8 protein-coding genes are annotated in these 7,530 nt (G+C 40.0%); 6 read left to right on the top strand and 2 right to left on the bottom strand.

From position 1 onward, the window contains the following. Positions 1-273 precede the first annotated feature (273 nt). The 5 genes from WA352_RS13065 to hisG all read left to right on the top strand — a co-directional run bounded on the left by WA352_RS13065 (position 274) and on the right by hisG (position 4,577). A complete protein-coding gene (locus tag WA352_RS13065; RefSeq protein ID WP_005205749.1) occupies positions 274-1,722 on the top strand; it encodes an RNA polymerase factor sigma-54 in 1,449 nt (482 codons plus the stop codon). Positions 1,723-1,894: 172 nt separating this feature from the next. After that, positions 1,895-2,236 carry a ribosome hibernation-promoting factor, HPF/YfiA family gene (gene hpf / locus WA352_RS13060; protein ID WP_004655596.1) on the top strand — a complete coding sequence of 114 codons (342 nt, stop codon included), beginning with the start codon at positions 1,895-1,897 and terminating at the stop codon, positions 2,234-2,236. Positions 2,237-2,373: 137 nt separating this feature from the next. Next, positions 2,374-2,625, top strand: a complete 252-nt coding sequence (gene ibaG / locus WA352_RS13055; RefSeq protein WP_005151378.1) for a BolA family iron metabolism protein IbaG — start codon at positions 2,374-2,376, stop codon at positions 2,623-2,625. A 6-nt stretch (positions 2,626-2,631) separates the two neighbouring features. After that, positions 2,632-3,891, top strand: a complete 1,260-nt coding sequence (murA, locus tag WA352_RS13050) for a UDP-N-acetylglucosamine 1-carboxyvinyltransferase (protein ID WP_004804524.1) — start codon at positions 2,632-2,634, stop codon at positions 3,889-3,891. Beyond that, positions 3,888-4,577, top strand: a complete 690-nt coding sequence (gene hisG / locus WA352_RS13045; protein WP_005151374.1) for an ATP phosphoribosyltransferase — start codon at positions 3,888-3,890, stop codon at positions 4,575-4,577. Before murA ends, hisG begins: the two co-directional genes overlap by 4 nt. A gap of 45 nt (positions 4,578-4,622) precedes the next feature. On the opposite strand, the gene WA352_RS13040 is transcribed toward hisG, so the two are convergent. Beyond that, positions 4,623-5,495 (bottom strand): sigma-70 family RNA polymerase sigma factor, encoded by an 873-nt coding sequence (locus WA352_RS13040; protein WP_033133453.1) that lies wholly within the window; start codon positions 5,493-5,495, stop codon positions 4,623-4,625. Between the two features lie 5 nt (positions 5,496-5,500). Beyond that, positions 5,501-5,932, bottom strand: a complete 432-nt coding sequence (locus WA352_RS13035) for a carboxymuconolactone decarboxylase family protein (RefSeq protein ID WP_005191407.1) — start codon at positions 5,930-5,932, stop codon at positions 5,501-5,503. 256 nt (positions 5,933-6,188) lie between these two features. On the opposite strand from WA352_RS13035, the gene hisD reads away from it, so the two are divergent. Next, positions 6,189-7,478, top strand: coding sequence for a histidinol dehydrogenase (gene hisD, locus WA352_RS13030; RefSeq protein ID WP_033133454.1), 1,290 nt, complete (start codon positions 6,189-6,191; stop codon positions 7,476-7,478). Positions 7,479-7,530 lie beyond the last annotated feature (52 nt).

The following is a 7,530-nucleotide window of genomic DNA, read 5'->3' as shown; positions in this document are numbered from 1 at the left end:
AACCAACCGTTGGGGGTGTTTTTTATTGGGCGGACGAAAATAGGTAGTGGAGGGAATCAGTCGTAAAATCTGAGCTAGGGCTTTTATAGAAGGTGTAAAGAAAAGTCCTTTCTGACAATTTTAGATTGTTTTTTATAAAAGATTGTACATGTGCTAGTTTTTTGAACAGATTAGTCAGTTGAAAAGCTTTTTCCTTGTATGCGGAAACATTGCTTTATGTTATAAATATTTTTATAGGCATGTTTTTTGCTTATTTTAATAAAAGGAAAGACTATGAAATTATCTGTTGGATTGAAAGTTGCGAACAGCTTATCGTTAACTCCTCAATTGCAGCAGGCCATACGTCTTTTACAGTTATCCAGTTTAGAACTTGAACAAGAAATTCAAATCCAGTTAGACAGTAATCCATTACTTGAAAAAATAGAAGACATGGGGACCATGGAAAGTCTTTCTTCACTAGAAGAAAAAGAGAATGGAGACTTAACCACTGAACTGAATGCGGATCATCTTCCAAATGATTTACCCGTTGATACTGAATGGGATGATATTTATACCCATCAATCTACAGCGTTGGCCTCACCAGAATATGAAGAAAGAGAAGACAATCGTCAGGTACATTTAAGCCTCAAAGAGCATATTTTAGATCAAGTCAATCTCTTGCATTTTTCAACGGTAGATAAATTGATTGCATATTGCATCGTAGACTCCCTTGATGATAAAGGATTCCTCGACGCAGAGTTGGATGACATTTTACTTGCTGTTTCCCGTCTTTTACAGGAAATGGAGAGTGAGGAAGAAGTTGAGCAAGATGAAATTATTGTTGTTTTAAAACATATTCAACGTCTTGATCCTATTGGTGTCGGTTCCAGAAATTTAGCAGAATGCTTGAAAATCCAACTTGAAACTTTTAATGAAAAAGTTCCTTATCTAGCGGAAGCTAGAAATTTATTGAAATATTATGAGTTATTGATTTCGAATGATTTGAATAAGTTGTTAAAGCAAACAGGGTTATCTAAAGAGCAATTAAAAAGTGCCGTTGATTTGTTAAAGACTTTGAAGCCTTATCCTGGGTTAGAGTTCAATCAACAAGAATCTGAATACCAAGTCCCTGATGTAGTCGTGTCGAAGAAAGATCAACATTGGCAAGTTCAGCTTAACCCTGATGTATTGCCTAAGTTACGCATTAATTCTTTTTATTCAGGCATGATTCGTAGAGCTGATCAAAGTGATGATAATGTCTATTTGCGCAATCAAATGCTGGAAGCGAAGAATTTTATCAAGAGTATCGATGAGCGTCATAAGACATTGTTGAAAGTAGCAACCTGCATTGTTGAGCATCAGAGAGCTTTTTTGGAGCAAGGCCCAGAAGCGATGAAGCCTTTAGTACTTCGTGATGTGGCAGAAGAGGTTGAATTACATGAGTCGACCGTATCTCGTGTGACAACCAATAAATATATGCTGACACCACGTGGTTTATTTGAATTGAAATACTTCTTTTCTAGTCATGTTGGAACAACAACAGGTGGTGAGGCTTCATCGACGGCAATTCGAGCCATGATTAAAAAACTCGTTTCAAGCGAGAATCCACGTAAGCCTTTGTCGGATAATGCAATTGCTGAAATGTTGAAGAATGAAGGGATTGAGGTGGCTCGACGCACGGTAGCAAAATATCGTGAATCGTTACATATTGCCTCATCTTCTGAAAGAAAAGTCTTGATCTAAATTTCAAGGTGTGACTATTCTAGGGGTTCATTATTACGGAATAATGAATTTTTTTAATGATCACTAGAGGAATCGCTGAAATGATTTAATGGATATTGAACCACTGATAATGTGCATTAAATTTGCTGAAGCGATTTTCTTGTATCCTGAGAAAAAGGTGAGGGATAGAATTATGCAAATAACGATTCGTGGGCACCATTTAACCATTACACCAGCCATTGAAGAAAATATAAAAGAAAAGTTTAGTCAAATGACCAAGCATCTAGATCAGGTCAATAGTATGCAAATCAAGCTGGCTAAAGATCATCAAATTGACAAACGTTCACACAAAGGTAGTGCAAATCATATCGCTGAAGCGATTATACGTTTGCCGGGGGTAGAACTGTTTGCACAGGCGACAGCCGATGATATGTATACTTCAATTCGAAAACTGACAGACAAATTAAAACGCCAGCTAGCAAAACATCGAAAAATTCAATGTTCGTATCAGCATGAACTGGCACTTTTGAGTTAATTTTTTATTTTGTATAAGAGGCTTTTTGTGAAGCCTCTTTTTTTATTGATAAAAAAAGAAACTGCTTACTGAATTATGTGAAAAAGTTATAGTAAAATAGCTGGTTTTACACCAATGGTTGTATAAGAGGCCTTGTAATGAATAGTGAGCAGCTCACGCAAATTTTAAAAGAAGCTTTCCCTGAAGCAGAAGTAGCAGTGAGCGGTCAAGCTGGGAAATTTGACCTTCGTATTGTGGATGATCAGTTTGAAGGTAAGCGTACCGTTGCTCGTCAACAAGCCGTTTATGCACCTCTAAATTCTTATATTGCGAGTGGCGCAGTTCACGCTGTTACGATTCGCGCAATGACAAAAGACGAATGGCGCAAAGCAAGCCTTTTCGGAGCTTAAATATTAATGGATAAATTTTTAATTACGGGCGGTGTTAAGCTCGAAGGTGAAGTACGCATTTCTGGTGCTAAAAATGCTGCTTTACCTTTACTTGCAGCAATGATCCTTGCTGACTCTCCGATTAAGCTAACCAATGTACCTAATCTAAAAGATGTAAACACATTGGTTAAGTTGATTGCTGGTCTTGGTGTGACCATGAGCTATGAAGGTGAAACGGTTTGTGCTGACGCATCAACATTAGATAACCAGTTTGCACCATATGAACTTGTACGCACCATGCGTGCATCTATTTTGGTGCTCGGTCCTTTGTTAGCACGCTATGGTAATGCAAAAGTATCATTACCAGGCGGCTGTGCGATTGGCTCACGTCCAGTCGATCAACACTTAAAAGCTTTAGAAGCTTTAGGTGCGCAGATTGAAGTTGAAAATGGCTATGTCCATGCTTCAGTTGATGGTCGTTTGAAAGGCGGTGAAGTTGTTTTTGATATGGTGACCGTTGGTGGTACCGAGAATATCTTGATGGCTGCTGCACTTGCTGAAGGTGTGACCACGATTCGTAATGCTGCTCGTGAACCAGAAATCACCGATCTTGCGCAAATGTTGATTAAGATGGGCGCTAAAATTGAAGGTTTAGATACAGATACTTTAGTTGTTACGGGTGTTGAAAGTTTGCATGGTTGTGAATATGCCGTAGTTGCAGACCGTATTGAAACAGGTTCATATTTAGCTGCCGCTGCCATTACTGGTGGACGAGTGAAGACTACCCATACTGATCCTTCATTATTAGAAGCAGTATTGGATAAGTTCGAAGAAATGGGTGCGGAAGTCACGCGTGGTGATGATTGGATTGAGTTGGATATGCAGGGCAAACGTCCTAAAGCTGTGAGCTTTAGAACACTGCCACATCCAGAATTTCCAACAGACATGCAAGCACAAATTATGGCTGTCAATGTGATTGGTCGTGGTTTTGCAACGATTTCTGAAACCATTTTCGAAAACCGTTTTATGCATGTACCAGAGCTTTCACGTATGGGTGCGAATATCCAAGTGGAGGGACATGATGCGGTGGTAACAGGTGTGGAAACACTTCAGGCTGCACCTGTAATGGCAACCGATCTACGTGCTTCATTCTCACTTGTTTTAGCTGCTTTGGTTGCTGAAGGTGAAACACTGGTTGATCGTATCTACCATATCGATCGTGGCTACGAACATGTAGAAGAAAAATTGCAAAGTTTAGGTGCTCAGATTAAGCGAGTAAAAGGATGAATGACTTAAGAAACGATGATCCAAATTTTGACGTAATGGGCAATTTTGATCATGGTTTAACTTTAGCACTCAGTAAAGGTCGTATCTTAAAGGAAACATTACCGTTGCTTGAAAAGGCGGGTATTAATTTACTTGAAGATCCAGATAAATCACGCAAATTGATTTTTCCAACTACGCACAAAAAAGTTCGTATTTTGATTCTACGGGCGTCTGATGTTCCGACTTATGTTGAGAATGGTGCAGCAGACTTTGGTGTAGCGGGTAAAGATGTATTGATGGAACATGGTGCGCAACATGTTTATGAGTTGCTTGACCTAAAAATTGCCAATTGTAAGTTGATGACGGCGGGTAAAGTCGGCATGGAACGACCAAAAGGCCGTTTAAAGATCGCGACTAAATACGTCAATTTGACTCGTCAATACTATGCAAGCCTTGGTGAGCAGGTGGATGTCATTAAGCTATACGGATCAATGGAACTTGCACCTTTGGTTGGCTTGGGTGATTACATTGTCGACGTGGTCGATACAGGTAATACTTTACGTGCTAATGGCTTAGAGCCATTAGAAGAAATTTGCAAAGTTTCTTCACGCTTAATCGTCAATAAGGCAAGCTTTAAGCGTAAGCAAGCGGTGTTAAATCCGATTTTGACGCAACTCGAACAAGCCATTAAAGCACGTCAAAACTAAGTTTTAGATTGAATTGAATAAAAAGGTCAGCTTCGGTTGGCCTTTTTATTTGAGTTTATCTGGATTACGTAAAGAATAAATGCTTTGCAGTTGTTGCTGATCATTGAAAGCAAAAGTAAGTACCATGACACAACAATGGTCTGAGTCATAGAGTTTAAAACCGACACTGCCATTGATATGGCCCATTTCCCAAGAGAGCTCTGTCCACGCTTGAAAAAGCAAGCGTTCAAAGAAACGTAATATAGGTGGTTGGCCAATGAAAGGCTGTCGAATAGCTGAGACTTTACCACCGCCATCCGCTGCAAATTGGATATCGTCACTAAGTAACTGTGTGAGTTGATTCAGGTCATGTGAATGAATGGCGACCTTGAAGGCATTGAGTAAGTTGATTTGCTGCTGAGTCGGATGATTCGAGAGAACATTCGGTTCATCTGCAATACGTTTTCTGCTGCGGGCCACCAATTGTCGACAATTACTTTGTTGTTCCCGAAGGATTTCCGAAATTTCAACATAGTCAAGATTAAAGATGTCATGTAGTAAATATGCCGCACGCTCTTTAACTGAAAGTTTTTCAAGAATCAAAAGGAAAGCTGTGGAGAGGGTATAGTCGGATTCGACCGAGAATGTTTCTGTATGATGATAGGGTTCAGGTAACCATGTTCCCGTATATTCAGTTCTAGACCTGTGGTGAGCACGGAGTAGATCAATGCAATGGCGTGTGCATACAGAGGTCAGCCAAGCTTGAGGATTGAGAATATCTTGCTTAGGTTGCTGTTGCCATTTTATAAAAATATCCTGTAAGACGTCTTCAGCATCACTTGTTGTCCCTAATAGTCGATAAGCAAGACCGAACAGGAATGTTCGGCTTGTCTCAAAAATAGTTAAATCTTGTTGGCTAATCATGCCTGATGCTTTCATGGATGTTAATGCTGTGAAATTGCAATTCGATTCCACAAATTAATCATGCCAATCAGTAAAGTTAAAGCTGAAATTTGTGGCTCACTGAAATATTTTAATAGTGTTATACGTAACGGCTCATAATCAGTGAGCGGGTGTAAAGTCGTGAGTGCTTCAACCCAAGCAAAGGCAGCTTTTTCCTGATCCGTATAATCATTGCAATGTCGCCATACAACCAAACGGTCCAAACGTGATTGTATTTCACCATCTGCCAAAGCTTCAGCAATATGCATCTTCACACAAAAAGCACAGCCATTGATTTGTGAGGCGCGTAATAGAACAAGATGATAAAGCGAGCGATCTATCAAAGCTGAATCAAGAATATTTTGATGGACTTGATAGAGGTGATGAATTGACTCTGGTAAGTGTTTTTTAGGATGAATATTGAGTGTCGTCATTATAGTGTTCCTGATTAAAATCAACGTAGGTATTCATTTGACGACTCAGCCTTTTGTTTTGTGACAAATGGAATAAAAAAAATTTAACTTTTGTTTTTGATAGCTAAATGTTTTGATTAAAAAGATAAAAGTAGAGATTGTGGATTGATCGAAGAACCTTCTCTTTCTGATTGATTTTTTTAGCCTATATTGTGCCCACAAGCACACTGAAAAAGAGTAAACTTAGTGCTCTCTTATTCGCCTTGTGGGTAAATTGATGCGACGTTTATCGACTCAGGATCAAAATTTTAAACAGACATTTGCTGAACTTTTAGCATTTGAAACGGTTAATGATCCTCAATTAATTCAAACTGTAGATCAAATTATTGCTGATGTACGTCAGCATGGTGATGATCATGTGCTTAAATTAACGCAACAGTTCGATCGACATCCAGCGCATCAATTCTCTGATTTAGAACTGACTCAAGCACAGCTCAAAACCGCATTTGATGGTTTAAGTGTTGAAATCCGTGAAGCATTAGAGCTTGCTGCAAAACGCATTCGTTCGTTCCATCAAGCACAAAAGCAGGAAGGTTGGACCTATATCGATGAGTTGGGTAATACCTTAGGTCAAAAAGTCACACCTTTGGATCGTGTAGGGATTTATGTGCCTGGCGGATTAGCCTCTTATCCATCATCGGTACTTATGAATGCTTTGCCTGCACATGTTGCAGGGGTTCCTGAAATTATTATGGTGGTTCCGGCACCAAATGGTGAGTTGAATCCATTGGTATTAGCAGCTGCCTATTTAGCTGGGGTGAGCCGAGTGTTTACCATTGGTGGTGCACAGGCCGTTGCAGCATTGGCTTATGGAACACAAACCATTCCAGCAGTAGACAAAATTACCGGACCAGGCAATCGATTTGTAGCAGCCGCAAAACGTGCGGTCTTTGGTCAAGTTGGTATCGATATGATTGCAGGGCCTTCGGAAATTTTGGTCTATGCCGAAGGTGAAAATAATGCTGAATGGTTAGCCATGGACGTATTGTCTCAAGCTGAGCACGATACGGTTGCACAAGCGATTTTCATTACTCCAGATGAAACGCTGTTAAATGCAGTTGAAGCCGCGATTGAAAAGCATTTAACTGAATTACCAAAAGCAGAAATTGCCAAAACTTCGATTCAAAATCGTGGTGCATTGGTGTTGGTAAAAGATCGTGCAGAAGCAGTTGAATTGATTAATCAGGTCGCACCTGAGCATTTAGAACTTTGTCTTGATGATGCTGAATTGATGAGTCAGGAGATTCGTCATGCGGGTGCAATCTTTATGGGACGTTATACCCCAGAAGCCATTGGTGATTATTGTGCTGGTCCAAACCATGTCTTGCCGACATCGGGTACGGCACGTTTTTCTTCACCGCTCGGTGTTTATGATTTTCAGAAACGCTCTAGCTTAATTATGTGCTCTGAAGAGGGGGTGAAAAGCTTGGCAAAAGCAGCCGATGTTCTGGCAGTGCAAGAAAATCTTGATGCCCATGCGCGCTCAGCCCGTTATCGTTACCAATAACCGATTCAAAGATTGATAGGGGCTGGTTAGCCCCTTTTTTAGGATACATGAG

The organism is Acinetobacter sp. 102, from assembly GCF_037028485.1.
Lineage (GTDB): Bacteria > Pseudomonadota > Gammaproteobacteria > Pseudomonadales > Moraxellaceae > Acinetobacter > Acinetobacter higginsii.
The sequence above is the reverse complement of the archived record's forward strand: the minus strand, read 5'-3'. Positions and strand labels throughout refer to the sequence as shown.

What these genes read in the sequence shown, in the direction of transcription:
- WA352_RS13065 (WP_005205749.1), top strand. Translation starts at nt 274, where the DNA reads ATGAAATTATCTGTTGGATTGAAAGTTGCGAACAGCTTATCGTTAACT.
- hpf (WP_004655596.1), top strand. Translation starts at nt 1,895, where the DNA reads ATGCAAATAACGATTCGTGGGCACCATTTAACCATTACACCAGCCATT.
- ibaG (WP_005151378.1), top strand. Translation starts at nt 2,374, where the DNA reads ATGAATAGTGAGCAGCTCACGCAAATTTTAAAAGAAGCTTTCCCTGAA.
- murA (WP_004804524.1), top strand. Translation starts at nt 2,632, where the DNA reads ATGGATAAATTTTTAATTACGGGCGGTGTTAAGCTCGAAGGTGAAGTA.
- hisG (WP_005151374.1), top strand. Translation starts at nt 3,888, where the DNA reads ATGAATGACTTAAGAAACGATGATCCAAATTTTGACGTAATGGGCAAT.
- WA352_RS13040 (WP_033133453.1), bottom strand. Translation starts at nt 5,495, where the DNA reads ATGAAAGCATCAGGCATGATTAGCCAACAAGATTTAACTATTTTTGAG.
- WA352_RS13035 (WP_005191407.1), bottom strand. Translation starts at nt 5,932, where the DNA reads ATGACGACACTCAATATTCATCCTAAAAAACACTTACCAGAGTCAATT.
- hisD (WP_033133454.1), top strand. Translation starts at nt 6,189, where the DNA reads ATGCGACGTTTATCGACTCAGGATCAAAATTTTAAACAGACATTTGCT.